Source organism: Mycobacterium sp. PTI7 (assembly GCF_056679845.1).
The window spans coordinates 3,791,519-3,812,119 of record NZ_CM155252.1 but is presented as its reverse complement, the minus strand read 5'-3'; the positions used below and the strand labels follow the sequence as shown (position 1 = coordinate 3,812,119).

Sequence of the window (20,601 nt, the reverse complement as noted above, 5' to 3'; positions counted from 1 at the left end):
ACCCCGCGGGAATGCCGACACGCGTCGCCGTCGTTGGACACGCCGACCGACGACGTGACTTGCCCGACTGATTCGCGCTCCGGGCGGCCACAGACCGTAGACTGACGTCGTCACCCACAGCCCCAGGGAGCAGACTGATCGTGACCGCCGAGCAGCCCGCGCAGGACGAGAACGAACCCCGCGAGGAGTGTGGCGTCTTCGGCGTCTGGGCTCCTGGTGAAGACGTGGCAAAGCTCACGTACTACGGCCTCTATGCCCTGCAGCACAGGGGGCAGGAGGCTGCCGGCATCGCCGTGGCCGACGGCTCGCAGGTGCTGGTCTTCAAGGACCTCGGCCTCGTCAGTCAGGTCTTCGACGAGCAGACCCTCGCCGCCATGGAGGGCCACGTCGCGATCGGCCACTGCCGCTACTCGACCACCGGCTCGACCACGTGGGAGAACGCGCAGCCGGTGTTCCGCAACACCGCCGCGGGCACCGGTGTCGCACTCGGCCACAACGGCAATCTCGTCAACACCACCGAACTCGCGGCCAGGGCGCGCGACGCCGGCCTGATCAACACCCGCGGTGCGGCCGCCGCCACCACCGACTCGGACATCCTGGGCGCACTGCTCGCCCACGGTGCCGCCGACTCGACGCTGGAGCAGGCCGCGCTCGACCTCCTCCCGACCGTCCGCGGCGCGTTCTGCCTGACGTGGATGGACGAGAACACCCTCTACGCCGCGCGCGACCCGCACGGCGTCCGCCCGCTGTCGCTGGGCCGCCTCGACCGCGGCTGGGTCGTGGCGTCGGAGACCGCGGCGCTCGACATCGTGGGCGCATCGTTCGTCCGCGACATCGAACCCGGCGAGCTGCTGGCGATCGACGCCGACGGCGTGCGCTCCACCCGCTTCGCGAACCCGACGCCCAAGGGCTGCGTCTTCGAATACGTGTACCTGGCCCGGCCCGACAGCGTCATCGGTGGCCGGTCGGTCCATGCCACCCGCGTGGAGATCGGCCGCAGGCTCGCCGCCGAGAAGCCCGTCGAGGCCGACCTCGTGATCGGCGTCCCCGAGTCGGGTACGCCCGCCGCCGTCGGCTACGCGCAGGGCTCCGGCATCCCGTTCGGCCAGGGCCTGATGAAGAACGCCTACGTGGGCCGCACCTTCATCCAGCCGTCGCAGACCATCCGTCAGCTGGGCATCCGGCTGAAGCTCAACCCGCTCAAGGAAGTCATCCGCGGCAAGCGGCTGATCGTCGTCGACGACTCGATCGTCCGCGGCAACACGCAGCGCGCGCTGATCCGGATGCTGCGCGAGGCCGGTGCGCTCGAGGTGCACGTGCGGATAGCGTCGCCGCCGGTGCGCTGGCCCTGCTTCTACGGCATCGACTTCGCCACCCCCGCCGAGCTGATCGCCAACGCGTCGAGCAACAGCGCCGACGAGCAGGACATGCTCGACGGCGTCCGCCGCGCCATCGGCGCCGACAGCCTCGGCTACATCAGCCAGCAGGGCATGATCGCGGCCACCGAGCAGCCGGCGTCACGGCTGTGCTCGGCCTGCTTCGACGGCGACTACCCGATCGAACTGCCGGGTGAGACCGCGCTGGGCAAGAACGTGATCGAGCACATGCTGTCGACCGCCGCCCGCACCGGCATCCCGCTACAGACGGTCAACGACAACGCGTCGGCGCTGCGCAGGCCCTGACCCGGGCGCGTACTACGACGTCGGTGAGCTGAACCGCATGATGTGCCTGCGGCCGCGCTGGCCGGCTGTGCCGTCCTGGCGCAGCGCATCCCGCACGGCGTCCTCGTAGCCGGTGAGGCCGCCCGGCGGACGCGGGATCACGTCGTCGATGTCGTGCTCGTGCATGATCGCGTCGCACTCCAGCGAGTGGACCAGCGGCCGCGCCAGCCCGGCGGGAATCGGCGTCACGAGACCCACCCACAGGCTCGCGATGGTCGGCGTCAGGAACGGCACGCCCACGATGAGCCGCCTGCGCAGACCCGCCGCGTCGGCGTACACCTGCATCGCGTCGCCGTACTCGAGCACGTCGAGGGATCCGATGTCCCACGTGCGCGACTCCGGGACCGTCGCGGTGGCGGCCTCGACGAGGTAGTACAGCGCGTCGCCGATAGAGATGGGCTGGACCTTGTTGTGCACCCAGCGCGGCGCCGTCATCACCGGCAGGCGGTCGGTGAGGTGGCGGATCATCTCGAACGACGCCGACCCGGAGCCGATGACGATGCCGGCCTGCAGGACCAGCGTCTCGATGCCCGACGCGATCAGCTTGTCGCCGACGGTGGTGCGCGAGCGCAGGTGCTTGGAGAGGTCCGCGGCGTTCGGCGGGTGCAGACCCGACAGGTAGACGATCCGCGACACGCCCGCGGCCTTGGCGGCGAAGACGACGTTGTCGGCCGACCGGGCCTCCTCGCGCTCGAAGTCCGACGACGTGCCCATGGAGTGCACCAGGTAGTAGACGACGTCGACGTCGGCGAAGGCGGCGGTCAGGGAGTCCCTGTCGCTCAGGTCTCCCTTGGCCACCTCGACCTGGTCGTGCCAGGGCACCTCGTCGAGCTTCGACGGCGTCCGCGCCAGGGCGCGCACCGTGTGACCCTTCTCGAGGAGTTGCGGTACGAGAAGCCCGCCGATGTAGCCAGTAGCGCCCGTCACCAGGCAGCGGCGAGTTTCCGTGTCCGACACTCGTCCTCCATTCGTCGGGTAGGGATATGTCCGCTGGTCGACGAATTCAAACCGATTACTCGAAGGGGCATCCCGGGTTGGGCGCGTCGTTCGCCAGCGGCTGACCCGCCGGGACGATGTAGCCGACCCACAGCACCAGCGGATCCGGCCCGAGATTGCGGCCGACGTGGATGTATCCCGGTCCGGTCTCCTCGGTGATGGTGTCGCCCACCCCGTACACGCCGTCGACCGCGCAGTTCGCCGAGGAGTAGTGCGTGAGCGTCCCCTGGCGGATCACGCCGTACACCTGGCCGGGGTGCCAGTGCCAGCCCGTGGTGCCGCCCGGCGCGACGGTCAGCTCGCGCGTGACGTAGTGGACGCCGTCGACCGTCGACTCCGCCAGCGTGCGCGCCTCGACCCCGCTGTTCGGTGTGGCGGCGGCCGGCGCCGCCATCGGCAGCAGGGCCAGGGCGGCGACGAGTGCCGACGTGCGAATCCGGTTCATGGGTGCCGAGCGTGTCATACGGGCAGCGCGCGCACACCCGTGTCGGCGGGACCGGTAACCTTGCCCTCGATGACGAGCAAGGGTCGACCTGCCAACGAAGACAGCGCCTCATACGCGGCGGCAGGCGTTGACATCGAGGCGGGCGACCGAGCCGTCGAACTCTTCAAGCCACTCGCGCAGCGGGCCACCAGGCCCGAGGTACGGGGCGGCCTGGGTGGGTTCGCGGGCCTGTTCGCACTACGCAACGACTACCGGGAGCCGCTGCTGGCGTCGTCGACCGACGGCGTGGGCACCAAGCTGGCGATCGCGCAGGCGATGGACAAGCACGACACCGTCGGGCTGGACCTCGTCGCGATGGTCGTCGACGACCTGGTGGTGTGCGGCGCCGAGCCGCTGTTCCTGCAGGACTACATCGCCGTCGGCCGGACCGTGCCCGAACGCGTGGCCGAGATCGTGTCCGGCATCGCCAACGGCTGCGTCATCTCCGGATGCGCGCTGCTCGGCGGCGAGACGGCCGAACACCCCGGGCTGATGTCGCCCGACCACTACGACCTGTCGGCCACGGGCATCGGCGTCGTGGAGGCCGAGGACGTCCTCGGACCCGAACGGGTGCGGCCCGGCGACGTGGTGATCGCCATGGCATCGACCGGCCTGCACTCCAACGGCTACTCGCTGGCCCGCCGGGTGCTGCTCGAGATCGACCGGATGAGCCTCACCGGGCACGTCGAGGAGTTCGGCCGGACGCTGGGCGAGGAACTGCTCGAACCCACGCGCATCTACGCCAAGGACTGCTTGGCGCTGGCCAGCGAGACGCAGGTGCGCACGTTCTGCCACGTGACCGGCGGCGGACTCGCCGGCAACCTGGAGCGCGTCATCCCCAACGGTCTGACCGCCGAGATCGATCGCGGAACCTGGACGCCCGCACCGGTATTCGGCATGATCGGCCAGCGCGGCCGCGTCGAGCGCGCCGAGATGGACAAGACCTTCAACATGGGCGTCGGCATGGTGGCCGTCGTCGCGGCGGAGGACACCGACCGCGCGCTGGCCATCCTGACCGCCCGCCACGTGGACAGCTGGACCCTGGGCACGGTGTCGAAGAGTGCCAAGGGTGAGCCGCGTGCCCAACTCGTCGGGCAGCATCCGCGCTTCTGAGGGCGAGGGATCGATCCGGGGCGGTCAGCCCCGGGCGACGGTGGCGCTAGCGGCGCCAGTCGTCGTCGTCACTCCAGCGGTCGTCTACGGGTACGTCGCCGTTGAGGGTGTCCGGTTCGGGGGAGCCGGTGTTACCCAGTTCCTGCTGTAACCGTTGGAAATCGGTTTGTGGCGAGCTGTACTTGAGGTCGCGCGCGACCTTCGTCTGCTTCGCCTTCGCCCGGCCGCGGCCCATGGGGGACCCCCTTGCGCAATAACGGAGCGGCCCGAAATTCAGGCGGCTCCGATCTGAGTGTGTCTATCGTCCTGACAACACCTTACCGTGCGCAATCCTTCCGCGCTGGCAGGCCCGGTCCAGCGGTACCGCCGGGCCGCCGGCGTCAGCGGCCGCGGCCCCGCAGGCGATCCACGGCCAGCCGACCCGCGCCCACCTGGTCGCCGACGGGCAGCGTGTCGGCGTCGATCACGGCCGCGACCGTCACGTCGCCGCCGGTGGTCAGTGCGGTGTCGGCGGGCAGGCCGCGCTTGAGCAGTGCCAGCGCCACCGGGCCCTCGTCCACGTGGTCGACGACGGTGCCCAGCCGGCCGACGGCGCGTCCGCCGGCCAGCACCGGGTCGCCCGGCGACGGTCTGTCGCTGGACCCGTCGAGCTGCAGCAGGACCAGCATCCGCGGCGGTTTGCCCAGGTTGTGCACCCGCGCGACGGTCTCCTGGCCGCGGTAGCAACCCTTCTCCAGATGGACGGACCCGTCGCCGGGACCGCCGATCCACCCGATCTCGTGCGGGATGGTGCGCTCGTCGGTGTCGATGCCCAACCGCGCCCGGACCGCCGCGACCCGTCGTGCCTCGTAGGTCCACATCCCCGCAGGTCGGGCGCCCGCGGCGGACAGGCGCCGCACCCAGTCGGCCGCCTCCGCACGGGGGACGAGCAGGTCGACGTCGCCGTCGAAGGTGCGCCGCGCGAACCCATCCGCCAACGGGACGGCCCGCCACTGCAGCGGCAGCTCGTCGAGGCCCAGGACGCCGAGCACCCCGGGCGCGGCGGCACCCGGTCCGAGCAGCGACAGCACCGACAGATCGGCGGGCTCGACCACGACCTCGGACCAGAACACCATCTTGCGGAGGAACGCCAGCAGCGGCTCGCCGCGCCACGACTCGGTGTCGAGATACGTGACGCCGTCGAGATCGACCTGCAGCCAGTGATCTTCGACACGACCCTGCCCGTCGAGGCTGGCGTTCTCGGTGACGACACCGTTCTCGAGAGCGCTGACGTGCTGGCTGGAGATGGTGTGCAACCACGTCAACCGGTCCTTGCCGGTGAGGCGGAGCACGGCCCGGTGCGAGCGGTCCACCACGACCACGCCGTCGGCCGCGGCGCGTTGCTCGCCGAACGGGTCGCCGTAGTGCCACGTGGCGCCGGCGTCGGGACCTTCTTCGGGTGCGGGAACGGCGGACATGCCTCAACTGTACGAGCAGGCCGCACTATCATTCCCGGCCATGACGCCGCGTCGCGCCGCCGCACTCGTCGTGGGTCTGGACGGCGAGCCGATCGACCCCGACGCGGCGGTGCTGCACCCCGACGATCCGATCCTGGCGCGGGGCGACGGAGTCTTCGAGACGGTGCTCGTGCGGGACGGCCGGGCCTGCCTGCTGGACGCCCACCTACGGCGTCTCACCACCTCGGCGGCGACCACCGGACTGCCCGCGCCCGACGTCGGGCGACTGCGGACCGCGGTCGGCGTCGCCGTCGCGTCGTGGCCGGACGGCGAGGGGATGCTGCGCCTGCTGCACGGCCGGGCGAGGCAGGGGACCGTCACGTTCGTCGCGGTGTCCCCGGTGCCCGACCGGGTGGCCGTGGCCCGTCGTGACGGCGTGGCCGCGGTGACCGTCGACGCCGGCATCCGCGGCGTCGCGACGGCCTGGTCGACGGCGACCGTCAAGTCGCTGTCCTACGCGCCCTTCGCCGCCGCGCAACGGCACGCCATGGCCGTCGGCGCCCAGGACGCGGTGCTGCTCGACGCCGACGGCCACGTGCTCGAGGGCGCGCGGTCGACGGTCGTCGTGTCGCCCGGACCGGGTGTGCTTGTGAGCCCGCCGCTGGAGTGGCCGATCCTTCCCGGGACGACCGCGTCCGCGCTGTTCGACGTCGCACGGCAGCGGGGCTGGCGGTGCGACCACGCCGCGCTCCGAGTGGCCGATCTTGATGCGGCGCAAGGGGTCTGGCTGCTGTCAGCGGTGACACTCGCTGCGCGGGTGCACAAGCTGGACGAACGCCCGCTGCGCGCCGCCCCCGCCGCGGCCGAGGTGGCGTACCTGCTCGACGTCGCCGTCGCCACCGATTGAGCGGGAAGCGAAAACTCATTGTCGGCTCCCGACTTCGGGGGTAAGTTCGCTCGTACACAGGAAGGGAGGTGGTCCGACATCATTAGCGACATATGGACATGTGAGGTGGCTGCTAGCTAGCAGCACCGGGAGTCATTCCTGGCACGGAGCACTCGCTCCACGCGCAGATCGAGACGATCGCGTGCGCTGGCGAATTCCCAGCAGTCACCCGGCCCCCGAGCCCCTAGGCGGTCCGCCCAGGATTCCCGGCTCGGGGGTCGCTCCATGTCCCGGCCTAGGGTGTGTGCCATGCGCCGCACCTCGATCATCCTGGCGACCGTGCTCCTGGCGCTGTCGACGTTCCTCGCGCCCGCCGCTCGTGCGGCCGCCCCCGTGTGGTCGGGCCTCGACGCCACCGACTACGTCGGCGCCATCGGCGCACCCGGCACCCTCGTCGACACGGTGCCCCTCGACCCCGCCGTCACCCTGCCCGCCGCGGGACCCGCGTACCGGACCCTCTACGCGACGACCGACGCACGCAACCGGCCCGCCGTCAGCACCGCCGCGGTCTTCCTGCCCCGCGGCACCGCACCGAACGGCGGCTGGCCGGTGCTCGCCTGGGCCCACGGCACCGTCGGCCTCGGCGACGACTGCACCCCGTCCGCGCACCCCCGCAACGAGCGCGACGTCGCCTACCTCGGGCACTGGCTCGAGCAGGGCTACGCGGTCGTCGCGAGCGACTACACCGGGCTCGGCACCCCCGGCGTGATGGCCTACCTCGACACCGTCAGCACCGCCCACGGGATCGTCGACTCCGTGGTCGCCGCGCATCGCATGGCGTTGCCGCTGTCACCGAAGTGGGCCGTGGTGGGACAGTCGCAGGGCGGTGCGGGCGCCGTCGGCACAGCCCGGTACGCCACCGAGTTCAGTGCCGGGTCCGGGCTGGACTACCGGGGAGCGGTCGCCACCGGCACGCCCGCCTTCATCGAGGAGATCGTCGGCAAGGCGGGACCCGACATGATGCTGCCGCCCGAACTCGGGGCGGGCGCCAACGCGTACTCGGCCTACATCCTCGCGGCGTTCCGCGACGCCCGGCCGGACCTGGACGTCGACGGCGTCCTCTCGCCCGTCGGCCGCGACGCCGTCGGGCGTGCGGAGGTGCTCTGCTACCAGGATCTGAGCACCGAACTTGCCACGCAACGGCCCAACACGTTCTTCACCGCGCCGCTGGCGTCGGTGCCCGGCGCGGAGGCCGGGCTGGCCGCCTACATGGGCATCCCCACCAGCGGCTACGACCGGCCCGTGTTCCTGGGCGTCGGACTGCGGGACACCGACGTGCCGCCGTCGTCGTCGCTGCGCCTGGACGAGGAGATGCGCGCGAACGGCCAACCCGTCGAACTGCACGTCTACCCGGACGACGACCACAGCGGCACCGTGCTCGCATCGATCCGGGACTCCACGCCGTTCCTGGCGCGGGTGATGTCCTAGGCGGTCAGCCCGTGGGGCCGGGCGCCTTATCGGCGCACGCCTGCTGCGCGGTGGCCCACACCTGCGGGTCCACGCCGGGAGGTGCGCCGGGTCCGGCCGGCGGCGTCGAGACGCCGTGCTCGCTCAGACAGCTCGCGTACGAGCCGTGACCGGCGGCGGGTTCCGTGGTGGCCGGCTCGGGTTCCGCGGCCTGCGACGAGCATCCGGCCAGCAGGCCAGCCGCGAGCAGCATGCCGGCGAGGGGTGCGCGCCGCACTAGCCGACGTACCTGGCGAGGCGGGCCGACAGATGCGGGACGAGGCCACCGTCGGCGTCCACGCGCTCCTCGACGTAGGCGAGGTCCCCGCCCTCGACGATGCCGTAGAGCCGCTTGGCGCCACCGACCAGCACACCCGACTTGCTGCGGGCCAGCGCATCGGTGACCAGCTCCCAGGAGGCCTGGTTGAGCGGCCTGCCGTAGAACAGCTCGACGAAGCCTGCGGAGTTGGCGAGCATCAGCTCGATCGCCTGGGACTCGGAGGGATCGGCGGGATCGTTGACGAACCGCCAGAAGCCGGCCTCGCGGAGGTCCGGCCGCTCGTACTCGCCGTCCTCGGTGAGGCGCCAGGACCGCGACTCCCAGTTGAGGTAGTCGTTCCCGTCGTGCGAGACCACGATCTGCTGACCGAAGCGGTAGTCGCCGGTGCCGTCGTGGCCGGTGCCCTCGCCGCGCCACACGCCGACCAGCGGCAGCAGCGCCAGGAGGGCGTCGTTCAGGCTGACGCCCTCGCGCAGGTTGGCCGTGTCGGCCGGGCCCGGGAGGTCGTCGAAGCCCGGCACGTTGCGTACCGCGGTCTCCTTGGCACGCTCGGCCGCATCGGCGACGGCGCGGTCACCGGAGCGCGGTGGCACGGCACCCGAGGCGACACCGCTGTCGGCGGGGCCCTGGGCTGCGTCGTCGGACGTCACTCGTCGGTGATCAGTCGGTACACGGCGTACAGCGCGAACCACGTGATGACCACGACGGCCGCGACGAGCAACAACTCGAAGAACAGAATCACGGTTCTGAGTCTAGGACGTCGGGATCACCCGGCACGACCTGCGCCGCCCCACGGCCGTGCGTGATATCTCACTCGCACGCCGCGGGACGGGCACTGTCGGGTCAGGCGACCTTGACGTCGACCTCGTGGATGCCGGCGCCGGACGGCGCGACGGTCGCATCGCCGTTGCCGACCTTCGACAGCGCGCGCAGCGTCCAGGTGCCGGGCGCGGCGAAGAACCGGAAGTCGCCCGTGGCGGATGCCACGACCTCGGCGGTGAACTCGTCACTGCTGTCGAGCAGGCGCACGAACGCACCGCCGACGGTCTGTCCCGACCCGTCGACGACGCGGCCGGTGATCACCGTCTCCTTCTCGAGGTCGACGCCCGCGGGCAACGTCAGTCCTTGTTTCGGTGCAGAGCACATATCAGCTTCCCAACTCGATCGGGGCTCCCACGAGGGAGCCGTACTCGGTCCAACTACCGTCGTAGTTCTTGACGTTCTTGTGTCCCAACAGCTCCTGCAGCACGAACCAGGTGTGCGACGAGCGCTCACCGATGCGGCAGTAGGCGATGGTCAGCTTGTCGCCGTCGAGGCCGGCGTCGGCGTAGAGCTTCGCCAGGTCCTCGTCGGACTTGAAGGTGCCGTCCTCGTTGGCCGCCTTGCTCCACGGCACGCTGATCGCGGTCGGGATGTGGCCGGCGCGCTGGCTCTGCTCCTGCGGGAGGTGCGCCGGGGCGAGGATCTTGCCGGAGAACTCGTCGGGGGAGCGGACGTCGACGAGGTTCTTCTCACCGATCGCGGCGATGACCTCGTCGCGGAACGCGCGGATGTCGTTGTTGGGGGCCTTCGCCGAGTACGAGGTGGCGCTGCGGCTGGGCACCTCGGTGACCAGCGGGCGACCGTCGAGTTCCCACTTCTTGCGGCCACCGTCGAGCAGCTTGACGTTCTCGTGGCCGTACAGCTTGAAGTACCAGTAGGCGTACGCGGCGAACCAGTTGTTGTTGCCGCCGTACAGGATCACGGTGTCGTCATTGGCGACTCCCTTGTCCGACAGCAACTTCGAGAACTGCTGCTGATCGACGAAGTCGCGCTTCACCGGATCCTGAAGTTCGGTCTTCCAGTCGATCCGGACGGCGCCGGCGATGTGGCCGCCCTCGTAGGCGCTGGTGTCCTCGTCGACCTCGACGAAGACGGTGTTGGGGGCGTCGAGGTTGTTCTCGGCCCACTCGGTGGTGACCAGGACGTCGGAACGTGCCATGACGTGTTTCCTTTCGGGTGTGTGGCTATGCGGACGGTGAGGCGGGTGACGTGGTGACGGTCGTCCGGCGCAGGCGTGCGACGAGCGGGTAGAGCTGGCAGCCCAGGCAGATGCCGAAGGCGGCGTTGAGGAAGGCGGCGATCAGCGCGAACGCCGTGGCGACGAGGCCCACCGCGACCAGGCCGGTGGCGAATCCGACGGTGCCGACGACGGCGAACACGAAGCCGACGGCCTGGGCGAATTTCAGCGGAGCGACGGGCTCCTTCTCGGTGACCGGGCCCAGGCGGGGCGCCACGACCGCGGCGAACACCCGGCCGTAGGGGTGGCTGCGCGGTCCGCCGACCGCGCCGATCGCGAAGACGGCGGCCTGCAGACCGAGGATCACGGCAGCGGCGGCGGCGCTCACGGCCGAGACGCCCAACGCGACGATGACGACGGCCGTGGTCACCCACGCGGTGAAGCGGGGACCGCGAACGTCTACCTGATCGGTGTTCGGGTTCGGCACGAGAATGCTCCTTGAGATGCTGTCGTCATCGGGGGGTCGCGGACACGCCACTCCGGCGCTGCTCGGAGTGCGGCACGAAGGTGCGCGGCGACTCAGCAGCTACGACAACAACAGCGACAACCCGCGACGCGGCACAGATCTACTGCGCGGCGCTTGGTGAGCATCGGCTCGCGGCGGGTTGGCACGATCGACAGCCTACCCAACGACCCCATGCTCAAGCCAATAACGGTTCCAGAGCCGACCGCAGGTCAGCGGCCTTCGGCACGCCGTTGACCCGGAACTTGGGACGTCCGTCGGCGCCGAAAACGATGGTGGTCGGCAGTGACAGCACCGAGAGTCGCTTGGCGGCCTCGGGATTCTCGTCCATGTCGATCTCCACGTGCGACACCGCGGGCAACTCCGCGCACACCTGGTCGACGACGCGACGCACCGCGGCGCACGGGCCGCACCACGTCGCGGTGAAGTGCAGCACCGTCGGGCCCGTGGAGGACAGGCCCAGGTCGGAGGTGTCGACGTTGGCCGCCTTCTCCCCGTCCCGGATCATCCCCGACCGCAGGGTGATGAGCTTGCCGATCACGTACGCCACGCCCAACGCCGCGATGACGACCGCGACGACGACGATCACCGAGGCGCTCATGACTGGTCGAACCCGTCGAGGGCCAGGGTTACTCCCTCGGCGATGCCCTCGACGATGATGTCGGAGCCGCGGGCACCGCCGCTGGTCGGCGCGACGCCGAACGGCAACTTCATGCCGGGAATCGTAGTGGTGAAGGCCTTCAGTACGGCAGCCTTCTCGTCGTCGGGCACCTCCTGATCGGCGGTGTTCGGTCCGGTCAGGACGCCGGTCGGGGTGAGCAGGATGGTGTTGCGGTCTTCGCCGACGATCGTCAGGTCGACGGCGATGCTGACCCTCTCCTCGAACCCGCTCGCGGTGGGCGTGCCGGTGAACACCAGCCCGCGGCTGTCGGAGATGCCGGACTCCGTGGTGCCGCCGGTCGCGTCGTTGGTCTCCCGCGACGGCGCCTCCACCAGGAGGTCCTTGATGTTCATGTAGCGGCCCAGGTGGGTGGAGTCGACGATGATGCGGCTCTCGACCTTGCCGACCGGCAGTTCGGTGTCGGGGTCGACGAGCCAGGCGTCGCCGAGGTCGACGTCGTGCAGCGTCGCCTCCAGCGAGACCTTGCCCACGGTCGGGTTGTCGACGCCACCCGCGCGGACCTCCACCTCGCCGAAGCGGTGGTCGGCGGCCTGCGTGGCGAACGGGAACCCCAGAATGCCCACCCAGGGATCGAAGCCCAGGTCATTGGCGGTGCGGAGGCTGCGGGCCCATCGGTACTCGGCGTAGATGGCGCCCCCGAAGTCCGCGCCGATCGCGGCGACGACGAGTGACGTCACCACCGCGATGAGCCCGATCACCAGCCTGCGCACCCGGACATTCTCGCCCATCGCCCTCCGCGAGCGTCGTTCAGCGCGGCTAATCAGCAGGTAGCGCGCTATCGTTACCTGATCGTCGGCCGGTAACGGCCGCGTGTCAGCCATGAATCTGGGCTGTGACCGGACGTTCGTCGGAGTCGGTGTCGCCGTCGACGATGCCGGTGGCGGACCCGGGGGCATGATGGAGGACCCGTTGGACTTATTGCTACTGACCGTCGACCCGCAACCCGAGTCGGTCCTGCCCTCGCTCGCCCTGCTCGCCCACACCGTGCGCTCCGCGCCCACCGAGGTGTCGTCGCTGCTGGAGGCAGGTACGGCCGACGTCGCGATCGTCGACGCACGCACCGACCTCGCCGCCGCCCGTGGACTCTGCAGGCTGCTCGGCAGCACCGGGACGTCGGTCCCCGTCGTCGCCGTGGTCAACGAGGGCGGCCTGGTGGCCGTCAACACCGAATGGGGCCTCGACGAGATCCTGCTGCCCAGCACCGGGCCGGCCGAGATCGACGCCCGCCTCCGCCTGCTCGTGGGTCGCCGCGGCGGTGCGGCCGACAACGAGAGCGTCGGCAAGGTCAGCCTCGGTGAACTCGTCATCGACGAGGGCACCTACACCGCGCGGCTGCGCGGGCGCCCGCTCGACCTCACCTACAAGGAATTCGAGCTGCTGAAGTACCTCGCTCAGCACGCGGGCCGCGTGTTCACCCGCGCCCAGCTGCTGCAGGAGGTCTGGGGCTACGACTTCTTCGGCGGCACCCGCACCGTCGACGTGCACGTCCGGCGGCTGCGCGCCAAGCTCGGCCCCGAGTACGAATCGCTGATCGGCACCGTGCGCAACGTCGGCTACAAGGCCGTCCGCCCGGCGCGCGGCAGGCCGCCGGCACCCGGGGTGGAACTCGCCGATGACGACGACGACTATGCGACCGAGGACGACGTGTCCGGGGCGTACGTCGACCCGCTGCGCACGTGATCGAGTGGCGCACCGACCTCTCGGACGACGCCCAACGCCGCGTCCGCGAGATCGTCGCGACCGCGACCGCCGATGACGGCGTGGCGCCGGTGGGCGACGGCGTACTGCGCGAACTGCCGCTGAGCCGCACCCGCCACCTGCTGGCCGTCGACGGTGATCGGATCGTCGGCTACCTGAACCTGGCCCCGGCATCCGGGGACGCACCCGCGATGGCGGAGGCCGTCGTCGACCCGGCGGCGCGTCGACGCGGCATCGGCACCGATTTGATCCGCGCCGGCCTCGCCGAGGGCGGCGCCGGAACCCGCATCTGGGCACACGGCAACCTTCCGGCGGCCGAGGCCACCGCCGCATCGCTCGACCTCGAGAACGTCCGCGAGCTGTGGCAGATGCGGCGCTCGCTCGCCGGCCTGCCCGAGGTGACGGTGGCGCCCGGCGTCCGGCTGCGCACCTACGCCGGACCCGACGACGACGCCGAACTGCTGCGGGTCAACAACGCGGCCTTCTCCTGGCATCCGGAGCAGGGCGGCTGGACCGAGGCCGAGATCGCCGAGCGGCGGGCCGAGTCCTGGTTCGAGCCGGAGGGGTTGTTCCTGGCGTTCGACGTCGACTCGAAGGCGCTGCTGGGGTTCCATTGGACGAAGGTCCACTCCGGAGACCTGGGCGAGGTGTACGTGGTCGGCGTCGATCCCGGAGCCCAGGGGAGGGGCCTCGGCGCGACGCTGACGCTCGTCGGTCTACACCACCTGAGTGACCGGCTCGGGTCCTCCGGCACCGTGATGCTTTACGTCGAAGCAGATAACTCGCAGGCCGTGAAGACGTATCAACGGCTCGATTTCGACGTCTTCAGCGCGGACGTGGCGTACACCACGCGTTAGCCCCCTAGCTGTGAACTCGCTGAGGCTGTTCACCGCTCGTTCATCTCTGATCCCCGATCCGTCCATGACGGCCGCATACGTTGCCCGGGAGCCTGAACAAGACAACCGGAAGAGGGATCAGTGAAGGTCAATCGCATCAACAGGAGCGCAGGCGTGGCGTTGTCACTGACCGCCGCAACCGCCATGCTCCTGACGGCATGTGGCAGCGACAACAACGCGGGCACGTCGTCGAGCGCCTCGGGCAGCGCGTCGTCCTCGTCCGCCGACTGCGGTGGCAAGGCCTCCCTCACGGCCGAGGGATCGACCGCACAGCAGAACGCGATCGGCGAATTCAACAAGGTGTGGCAGCAGGTCTGCTCCGGCAAGAACCTGTCCTACAACCCGACCGGTTCCGGCGCGGGCCGCGAGCAGTTCATCGCCAAGCAGGTCGACTTCGCCGGATCCGATTCCGCGCTGAAGGACGACCAGGTCGCCGCCGCCGCCGAGCGTTGCGGTGGAAACCCGGCGTGGAACCTGCCGCTGGTGTTCGGTCCGGTCGCGATGGCCTACAACGTCGAGGGCGTCGACAAGCTCGTCGTCAACGGCGACGTGCTGGCCAAGATCTTCCAGGGCCAGGTCACCAAGTGGAACGACCCGGCGATCGCGGCGCTCAACTCGGGCACCACGCTGCCGGACACCAACATCACCCCGGTCTACCGCTCGGACTCCTCGGGCACGACCGACAACTTCCAGAAGTACCTGGCCGCCGCTGCTCCGCAGACGTGGACCAAGGGTGCGGGCAGCGAGTTCCAGGGCGGTGCGGGCGAAGGCGCGCAGAAGTCCTCGGGCGTCGTGCAGGCCGTGCAGGCCACCCCGGGTGCCATCGGCTACGTGGAGAAGGGCTTCGCCGAGCAGGCGCAGCTCCCCTTCGCGCAGATCGACAACGGCGGCGGCGCGGTGGAACTCACCGACGAGACCACCAAGACGGCGATCGACGCCGCCAAGTTCGCGGCCGAGGGCAACGACCTGACGCTGGACCTGAACTCGATCTACGGCACCAAGGACGCAGGCTCCTACCCGCTGGTGCTCGCCACCTACGAGATCGTCTGCTCCAAGGGCTACGACGCCGACACCGCAGCAGCGGTGAAGTCGTTCCTCACGGTCGCCGCCAACGAGGGACAGGCCAACCTGGGGCCGGCCGGCTACGTGCCGCTGCCGGACGCCTTCAAGGAGCGCCTGCTCACGTCCATCAATGCAATTGCCTAACCAGTCACCTAGCGCAACAGGACTATTGCGGTGAGGATGGGGTCCGGACCTAATGACCGATAGGGTCTCCGACGGGATGACAGTGACGACACCAGATCCAACCGGGTCGGGATCGGGCGAGGCACTTGCCGCGCCCCACCCCGAGCCGGACCCCATCTCCACCAACCCGAACAAGGGTGGCAAGGTCCGACTGGGCGACCGCGTCTTCCGCGGTCTCGCCGAGGGCTCCGGAATCCTGATCGTCGTCCTCATCGGCGCGATCGGCGTGTTCCTGCTCATGCGGGCCATCCCGGCGCTCACACGCAACGAGGTGAACTTCTTCACCTACGGCGGCAACTGGATCACCACCGACACGTCCGCGATGACGTTCGGCATCCTCGACCTGCTGCAGGTGACGGTGTTCGTGTCGGTGTTCGCGCTGATCCTCGCGATGCCGATCGCCCTGGGCATCGCGATCTTCCTCACCCAGTACTCGCCCAAGAAGCTCGCCGGTCCGCTCGCCTACATGGTCGACCTGCTGGCCGCGGTCCCCTCGATCGTCTACGGCGTGTGGGGGCTCTACGTTCTGGCCCCGGTGCTCAAGCCGGTTGCAGTCTTCCTCAACGAGAACCTGTCGTGGCTGTTCCTGTTCAAGACGGGCACGGCGTCGGTGGCGGGCGGCGGCACGATCTTCACCGCCGGCATCGTGCTCGCGGTGATGATCCTGCCGATCATCACGGCGGTGACGCGCGAGGTGTTCGTCCAGACGCCGCGCGGCATCATCGAGGCGGCGCTCGCGCTGGGGGCCACGCGCTGGGAGGTGGTGCGGACCACCGTGCTGCCCTTCGGCCTGTCCGGCTACATCAGCGGGTCGATGCTCGGCCTGGGCCGCGCGCTCGGCGAGACCATCGCCCTGTTGATCATCCTGCGCGGCACGCAGACCGCGTTCGGCTGGTCGCTGTTCGACGGCGGCTACACGTTCGCCAGCAAGATCGCCGCCACGGCAAGCGAGTTCAACGATCAGTACAAGGCGGGCGCGTACATCGCCGCCGGCTTGGTGCTGTTCATCCTCACGTTCGTGGTGAACTCGGCGGCACGCGCCGCGGTTGCCGGAAGGGGCGCCAAATGACCTCCACGCTGGACCGTCCGGTCAAGCAGCCCACCTTCCAGGGCGTCAGCGGACGCCGGAAGCTCACCAACAACCTGGCCACCGTGCTCGTCACGCTGTCGGTCCTGGTCGCCCTCGTCCCCCTGCTGTGGGTGCTGTATTCGGTTGTGACGAAGGGCATTGCGGCGCTCACCTCGCCGACGTGGTTCACCAACTCGCAGGGCGGCATGACCGCCTTCGCGCCCGGTGGCGGCGTCTACCACGCACTCGTGGGAACGCTGCTGCAGGGCGTGGTCTGCTCCATCATCTCGATCCCGATCGGCATCATGGTCGCGGTCTACCTGGTGGAGTACGGCGGCGGCACGCGGCTCGGCAAGATCACCACGTTCATGGTCGACATCCTCACCGGCGTCCCCTCGATCGTCGCGGCACTGTTCATCTACGCGCTGTGGGTGGCCACGCTGGGCTTCGAGCGGTCGGGCTTCGCGGTGTCGCTGGCCCTGGTGCTGCTGATGATCCCGGTGATCGTCCGCGCCACCGAGGAGATGCTGCGCATCGTCCCCATGGACCTGCGCGAGGCGAGTTACGCACTGGGCGTGCCGAAGTGGAAGACCATCTCCCGCATCGTCATTCCCACCGCACTCTCCGGCATCGTCACCGGCATCATGCTGGCGCTGGCTCGCGTGATGGGTGAGACAGCACCGCTGCTGATCCTGGTCGGCTACGCCCAGGCGATGAACTTCGACATGTTCGGCGGGTTCATGGGCTCGCTGCCCGGCATGATGTACGACCAGATCTCGGCGGGAGCGGGCGCCAACCCGGTGCCCACCGACCGGCTGTGGGGCGCTGCCCTCACGCTGATCCTGCTGATCGCCATCCTCAACATCGCGGCCCGGTTGGTCGCCAAGATCTTCGCCCCGAAGAAGGTATAGGAGTCACGATGGCCAAGCGCCTCGATCTCAAGGACGTCAACATCTACTACGGCGCGTTCCACGCCGTGGCTAACGTGGCGCTGTCGGTGCAGCCGCGCAGCGTGACCGCGTTCATCGGCCCGTCCGGCTGTGGCAAGTCGACGGTGCTGCGCACGCTCAACCGCATGCACGAGGTGATCCCGGGTGCGCGCGTCGAGGGTTCGGTGCTGCTCGACGGCGACGACATCTACGGTGCCGGTGTCGATCCGGTCGGCGTCCGCAAGACGATCGGCATGGTCTTCCAGCGCCCGAACCCGTTCCCCACCATGTCGATTCGCGACAACGTGGTGGCCGGCCTGAAGCTCCAGGGCGTTCGCGGCAAGGCGCTCGACGAGGTCGCCGAGCGGTCGCTGCGCGGCGCGAACCTGTGGAACGAGGTCAAGGACCGCCTCGACAAGCCCGGTGGCGGCCTGTCGGGTGGTCAGCAGCAGCGTCTGTGCATCGCGCGTGCGATCGCCGTGCAGCCCGACGTGCTGCTGATGGACGAACCGTGCTCGGCGCTCGACCCGATCTCGACGCTCGCCATCGAGGACCTGATCTCTGAGCTGAAGCAGGACTTCACCATCGTCATCGTCACGCACAACATGCAGCAGGCCGCGCGCGTGAGCGACCAGACGGCGTTCTTCAACCTCGAGGCCACCGGCAAGCCCGGCCAGCTCGTCGAGATCGACGACACCGAGAAGATCTTCTCCAACCCGACGCAGAAGGCCACCGAGGACTACATCTCGGGCCGCTTCGGCTAGCCATCTCTCCGCGCGGCTCCTTCCGCGAGCAGACGTCAACTCCCCTCAATCCGCGCGATTGAGGGGAGTTGACGTCTGCTCGCCGGGTGTCAGGGGGTGAGGACGACGCGGGTGCCCGACGGCTCGGCGGTAGTCCACACCGACTCGACGTCGCGCAGTGCGCGCGTGGCGGTCTCGAGGCGCAGTTCGCCCGAGGCGATCATGGCGAAGATGCGGGGGAGCGCCTCGCTGCGGGCGTCGGCCATCACCTCGGGCGGCACGCTGCCGATGCCCACGCCCGACAGCACGATGCCCGTGCCGCGGAGGATGCCCGCGGGCAGCTCGACGGGATCGCCTGCGATGGAACCGATCTGGACGAAGCGGGTGGCGTGGTAGTGCGCCGCGGGATGGCTGTCGGCAAGGGCGGTGAGGGTGGTGGCGGCGGGTGGGCCCCACAGGTAGTCGAGCACGGCGTCGAAGGGCCGTTCGGCGTGTAGCGCGCCGACGCGTGCGGCGAGGTCCTCGTCGCGCATGGAGATCGCCTCGTCCGCGCCGGCACTGCGCAGCCAGTCCAGGCGGGCGGAGTCGCGACCGGCGACCACCACGCGACCGGCGCCGAACACGTTCGTGGCCAGCTGCGCCGCCATCGCTCCGGTGACGCCGGTGGCGCCGAGGATCAGCACGTGGTCGCCCGGCTTCACGTTGGCCGCGAAGGAGAGCGCCGTCCACGCCGAGATGCCTGGGTTCGGTACGGCTGCGGCGGTCACGGAGTCGACGCCCTCGGGTACGTCGACGAGACCGGCGGTGCCGACGAGCGTCCGCTCGGCCATCATCCCGAACGGCGCCACCGAGTTGCCGTAGACGCGGCGGCCGTCGGCGAGGCGTGCGACGCCGTCGAAGCCCGGCACCGCGGGAAGGGGGATCTCCTTGCTGGCGTAGTGCTTTCCCGAGACGAGGGCGCGGGTGAGGTTGGTCAGCGCGGAAGCCTCGACGGTCGCGACGACGGCGCCGTCGCGTTCCTCGGGCTCGGCGAACTCGGCGTACACGGGGGTGGCGCCCCACTCCTCGACGACTGCTGCGTACACGACGGCCTCCATTGTTTCCACGTAGATGGTTTCTCCAGAAACAATGTACGGCGACACGACGGCGATGGCAAGATGGTTTCCATGAAAACCAAGTCGGCATTGGTGGCTGACATCAACGACCTGCTGGGGGCGGTGAAGGACAAGTTCGAGGACGACGAGGACGGCGACGCCGAGCGGGACTACATGGTGCAGCGCTGCCCGCCCCGTCTCGAGGGGGTCCTGCGATCGCTGCCCACCCCGGCCCTGCACCTGCTGGCCCACCTCGCCGACGGGACCACCGGCGTGGTGGGACTGGCGGCGCGCTCGGGGCAGCTCAAGGGCACCGTGTCGAAGCAGGTGCAGCGGCTGGTCGAGGCCGGCCTGGTGACCCGCACGCCGATCCCGGGCAACCGCAAGGAGATCGAACTGTCGCTGTCGGCGGACGGCGAACTGGTGGTGTCGGCGCACGCCGAGATGCACGAGGAGATGGCGGCGGGGGTCGGAGACTTCCTCGGCCGCTACGCCAACGCCGAACTCGAGGTGGTCGCCAGGGTGCTGCGCGACCTGCTCGCCACGCGACGGGTCGGCGTCCGACTCGAGGTCGACGCCGGCGTCAGAGCGGCGTCGGGACCTGGTCCTCGTCCGGAAGCGACCCGGTGACCTGGAAGATGACCCGACGGGCCACCTCGACCGCGTGGTCGGCGAAGCGCTCGTAGAAGCGGCTCAGCAGCGTCACGTCGACGGCGGCCGTCACGCCGTGCTTCCACTCGCGGTCCATCAGCACGTTGAACAGGTGGCGATGCAGGTCGTCCATCGCGTCGTCCTCTTCGCGGATCCGGGCGGCCTTCTCCGGATCGCGCGTGAGCAGCACCTCCTGGGCGCTGCCGCTGAGTTCGACTGCGACACGGCCCATCTCGGCGAAGTAGCCGTTCACCTCCTCCGGCAGCGCGTGCTGCGGGTGGCGACGGCGGGCGATCTTGGCGACGTGCAGGGCGAGCGCGCCCATGCGATCGATGTCGGCGACGATCTGGATGGCACTGACGATCGACCGGAGGTCACCGGCCACCGGCGCCTGCAGGGCCAGCAGCACGAACGCCGCCTCCTCCGCGCCGACGCTCAACGCGCTGATCTGGTCGTGGTCGGTGATGACCTGCTCGGCGAGGGCGAGGTCGGCCTGCAGCAGAGCCTGGGTCGACCGCTCCATCGCGACGCCCGCGAGGCGGCACATCTCCCCAAGCTGGTCGGACAGGGCAGCCAGCTGCTCGTGGTAGGCGGTACGCATGGACAAATCCTACGTTCTGAGCCGGGGAAAGGTCACGTCGTCGCAGGTG

The 20,601-nt window shown here is 69.9% G+C and carries 25 protein-coding genes; 11 read left to right on the top strand and 14 right to left on the bottom strand.

The annotated features are described in order from the left end of the window. The first annotated feature begins 140 nt into the window (after positions 1-140). The gene (gene purF / locus AC1MEY_RS18325) at positions 141-1,682 is read left to right on the top strand and encodes an amidophosphoribosyltransferase (RefSeq protein ID WP_480226853.1); all 1,542 of its coding nucleotides are present in this window, start codon (positions 141-143) and stop codon (positions 1,680-1,682) included. A gap of 12 nt (positions 1,683-1,694) precedes the next feature. On the opposite strand, the gene AC1MEY_RS18320 is transcribed toward purF, so the two are convergent. Next, positions 1,695-2,678 carry an NAD(P)H-binding protein gene (locus tag AC1MEY_RS18320; protein WP_480226852.1) on the bottom strand — a complete coding sequence of 328 codons (984 nt, stop codon included), beginning with the start codon at positions 2,676-2,678 and terminating at the stop codon, positions 1,695-1,697. 55 nt (positions 2,679-2,733) lie between these two features. Continuing rightward, positions 2,734-3,162 (bottom strand): cupin domain-containing protein, encoded by a 429-nt coding sequence (locus AC1MEY_RS18315; RefSeq protein ID WP_480226851.1) that lies wholly within the window; start codon positions 3,160-3,162, stop codon positions 2,734-2,736. Between the two features lie 69 nt (positions 3,163-3,231). Between AC1MEY_RS18315 and purM the strand changes: the two genes are divergently transcribed. After that, a complete protein-coding gene (gene purM / locus AC1MEY_RS18310; protein WP_480226850.1) occupies positions 3,232-4,314 on the top strand; it encodes a phosphoribosylformylglycinamidine cyclo-ligase in 1,083 nt (360 codons plus the stop codon). 46 nt (positions 4,315-4,360) lie between these two features. Here the strand turns inward: purM and AC1MEY_RS18305 are convergent, their stop codons facing one another. Further along, positions 4,361-4,549, bottom strand: coding sequence for a DUF3073 domain-containing protein (locus tag AC1MEY_RS18305; RefSeq protein ID WP_480226849.1), 189 nt, complete (start codon positions 4,547-4,549; stop codon positions 4,361-4,363). A 145-nt stretch (positions 4,550-4,694) separates the two neighbouring features. Further along, on the bottom strand, positions 4,695-5,771 hold the full coding sequence (ygfZ, locus tag AC1MEY_RS18300) for a CAF17-like 4Fe-4S cluster assembly/insertion protein YgfZ (protein ID WP_480226848.1): 1,077 nt from the start codon (positions 5,769-5,771) through the stop codon (positions 4,695-4,697). 40 nt (positions 5,772-5,811) lie between these two features. On the opposite strand from ygfZ, the gene AC1MEY_RS18295 reads away from it, so the two are divergent. Together AC1MEY_RS18295 and AC1MEY_RS18290 are read left to right on the top strand one after the other, a co-directional pair. After that, the gene (locus AC1MEY_RS18295; RefSeq protein ID WP_480226847.1) at positions 5,812-6,657 is read left to right on the top strand and encodes an aminodeoxychorismate lyase; all 846 of its coding nucleotides are present in this window, start codon (positions 5,812-5,814) and stop codon (positions 6,655-6,657) included. A 288-nt stretch (positions 6,658-6,945) separates the two neighbouring features. After that, complete coding sequence (locus AC1MEY_RS18290; RefSeq protein WP_480226846.1) at positions 6,946-8,124, top strand: alpha/beta hydrolase family protein; 1,179 nt, start codon at positions 6,946-6,948, stop codon at positions 8,122-8,124. Positions 8,125-8,128: 4 nt separating this feature from the next. On the opposite strand, the gene AC1MEY_RS18285 is transcribed toward AC1MEY_RS18290, so the two are convergent. The 8 genes from AC1MEY_RS18285 to lmeA form a co-directional block, all read right to left on the bottom strand. Continuing rightward, positions 8,129-8,380, bottom strand: coding sequence for a hypothetical protein (locus AC1MEY_RS18285; RefSeq protein ID WP_480226845.1), 252 nt, complete (start codon positions 8,378-8,380; stop codon positions 8,129-8,131). Further along, positions 8,380-9,015: a heme-binding beta-barrel domain-containing protein gene (locus AC1MEY_RS18280; protein WP_480231554.1), complete on the bottom strand. Its 636-nt coding sequence runs from the start codon at positions 9,013-9,015 to the stop codon at positions 8,380-8,382. Before AC1MEY_RS18280 ends, AC1MEY_RS18285 begins: the two co-directional genes overlap by 1 nt. Positions 9,016-9,265: 250 nt before the next feature. Then, positions 9,266-9,568 (bottom strand): DUF1416 domain-containing protein, encoded by a 303-nt coding sequence (locus tag AC1MEY_RS18275; RefSeq protein WP_070355064.1) that lies wholly within the window; start codon positions 9,566-9,568, stop codon positions 9,266-9,268. A 1-nt stretch (position 9,569) separates the two neighbouring features. Further along, positions 9,570-10,403: a sulfurtransferase gene (locus tag AC1MEY_RS18270; protein WP_480226844.1), complete on the bottom strand. Its 834-nt coding sequence runs from the start codon at positions 10,401-10,403 to the stop codon at positions 9,570-9,572. A 25-nt stretch (positions 10,404-10,428) separates the two neighbouring features. Beyond that, positions 10,429-10,908 carry a DUF4395 domain-containing protein gene (locus AC1MEY_RS18265; protein WP_480226843.1) on the bottom strand — a complete coding sequence of 160 codons (480 nt, stop codon included), beginning with the start codon at positions 10,906-10,908 and terminating at the stop codon, positions 10,429-10,431. 92 nt (positions 10,909-11,000) lie between these two features. Next, positions 11,001-11,072 (bottom strand): putative leader peptide, encoded by a 72-nt coding sequence (locus AC1MEY_RS18260; protein ID WP_480231553.1) that lies wholly within the window; start codon positions 11,070-11,072, stop codon positions 11,001-11,003. Between the two features lie 50 nt (positions 11,073-11,122). Further along, on the bottom strand, positions 11,123-11,545 hold the full coding sequence (locus AC1MEY_RS18255; protein ID WP_480226842.1) for a thioredoxin family protein: 423 nt from the start codon (positions 11,543-11,545) through the stop codon (positions 11,123-11,125). Continuing rightward, positions 11,542-12,354 carry a mannan chain length control protein LmeA gene (gene lmeA / locus AC1MEY_RS18250; protein ID WP_480226841.1) on the bottom strand — a complete coding sequence of 271 codons (813 nt, stop codon included), beginning with the start codon at positions 12,352-12,354 and terminating at the stop codon, positions 11,542-11,544. Before lmeA ends, AC1MEY_RS18255 begins: the two co-directional genes overlap by 4 nt. A gap of 169 nt (positions 12,355-12,523) precedes the next feature. On the opposite strand from lmeA, the gene AC1MEY_RS18245 reads away from it, so the two are divergent. From AC1MEY_RS18245 to pstB, 6 genes are all read left to right on the top strand, one after another. After that, positions 12,524-13,306, top strand: a complete 783-nt coding sequence (locus tag AC1MEY_RS18245) for a winged helix-turn-helix transcriptional regulator (protein ID WP_480231552.1) — start codon at positions 12,524-12,526, stop codon at positions 13,304-13,306. Next, positions 13,303-14,181, top strand: a complete 879-nt coding sequence (gene mshD, locus AC1MEY_RS18240) for a mycothiol synthase (RefSeq protein WP_480226840.1) — start codon at positions 13,303-13,305, stop codon at positions 14,179-14,181. The genes AC1MEY_RS18245 and mshD overlap by 4 nt, the downstream gene beginning before the upstream one ends. Positions 14,182-14,301: 120 nt before the next feature. After that, the gene (gene pstS, locus AC1MEY_RS18235) at positions 14,302-15,426 is read left to right on the top strand and encodes a phosphate ABC transporter substrate-binding protein PstS (protein WP_480226839.1); all 1,125 of its coding nucleotides are present in this window, start codon (positions 14,302-14,304) and stop codon (positions 15,424-15,426) included. Positions 15,427-15,478: 52 nt separating this feature from the next. Then, positions 15,479-16,534: a phosphate ABC transporter permease subunit PstC gene (pstC, locus tag AC1MEY_RS18230; protein ID WP_480226838.1), complete on the top strand. Its 1,056-nt coding sequence runs from the start codon at positions 15,479-15,481 to the stop codon at positions 16,532-16,534. Continuing rightward, positions 16,531-17,445, top strand: a complete 915-nt coding sequence (gene pstA / locus AC1MEY_RS18225) for a phosphate ABC transporter permease PstA (RefSeq protein ID WP_480226837.1) — start codon at positions 16,531-16,533, stop codon at positions 17,443-17,445. Before pstC ends, pstA begins: the two co-directional genes overlap by 4 nt. Before the next feature lie 8 nt (positions 17,446-17,453). After that, on the top strand, positions 17,454-18,227 hold the full coding sequence (gene pstB / locus AC1MEY_RS18220; protein WP_480226836.1) for a phosphate ABC transporter ATP-binding protein PstB: 774 nt from the start codon (positions 17,454-17,456) through the stop codon (positions 18,225-18,227). Between the two features lie 89 nt (positions 18,228-18,316). Here pstB and AC1MEY_RS18215 read toward each other — a convergent pair whose 3' ends face one another. Continuing rightward, the gene (locus tag AC1MEY_RS18215; RefSeq protein ID WP_480226835.1) at positions 18,317-19,291 is read right to left on the bottom strand and encodes a quinone oxidoreductase family protein; all 975 of its coding nucleotides are present in this window, start codon (positions 19,289-19,291) and stop codon (positions 18,317-18,319) included. Positions 19,292-19,372: 81 nt separating this feature from the next. On the opposite strand from AC1MEY_RS18215, the gene AC1MEY_RS18210 reads away from it, so the two are divergent. Beyond that, positions 19,373-19,930: a MarR family winged helix-turn-helix transcriptional regulator gene (locus tag AC1MEY_RS18210; RefSeq protein ID WP_480226834.1), complete on the top strand. Its 558-nt coding sequence runs from the start codon at positions 19,373-19,375 to the stop codon at positions 19,928-19,930. Here the strand turns inward: AC1MEY_RS18210 and phoU are convergent. Continuing rightward, positions 19,884-20,552, bottom strand: a complete 669-nt coding sequence (gene phoU, locus AC1MEY_RS18205; RefSeq protein WP_480226833.1) for a phosphate signaling complex protein PhoU — start codon at positions 20,550-20,552, stop codon at positions 19,884-19,886. The two genes, AC1MEY_RS18210 and phoU, sit on opposite strands and share 47 nt — an antisense overlap. Positions 20,553-20,601 lie beyond the last annotated feature (49 nt).